The sequence below is a fragment of the Pseudoalteromonas holothuriae genome, from assembly GCF_945859825.1.
Lineage (GTDB): Bacteria > Pseudomonadota > Gammaproteobacteria > Enterobacterales > Alteromonadaceae > Pseudoalteromonas > Pseudoalteromonas holothuriae.
Map to the genome: position 1 here is coordinate 1 of NZ_CAMAPC010000088.1, position 483 is coordinate 483.

Annotated in this window: 1 protein-coding gene; it reads left to right on the forward strand. The window is 45.1% G+C overall.

What is annotated here, in order from left to right:
* A partial coding sequence (locus tag OCI93_RS21010) for a hypothetical protein (protein ID WP_261627269.1) occupies nucleotides 1-483 on the forward strand: 483 nt, incomplete at both ends.

Below are 483 nucleotides of genomic sequence, written 5' to 3' on the forward strand. Positions count from 1 at the left end.
GCAGCAATGCACTTAACACCGACTACCTATACGATGCGCTAGGGCGCTTAGCTCAAACCATTCAGGGTGACCAAGTTACTAACTATGAGTATGACGATAACAATAATCTAGTTAAGAAAGCCGCCCTCATCGGTGCACAGCGCAATAAGACTGAATACTTTGTTTACAATGAAGCAAACCAGTTAAGTGCAAACTTGGTGTCGGTGAATAACACCGAATATCAAGTCAGCCGTTTTGACTACGACAACAATGGCAAGCAAATAGCGCAGCATCAATACCAAAGCTTCATGCCAACCCCAAATGAAAATAATGTAGCCAGTTCACTAAAAGCATTCACTGATGAGCATACCGCTGTTTCCAATTACACCAGCTACGATAAAAGTGGTCGCAAGTCATTACATATTAACGCTGATGGCGGGGTTACTCAGTGGCACTACGATGCACAAGGGCGTGTGTATGAGTTAATTCGCTGGGGCGCGCGCG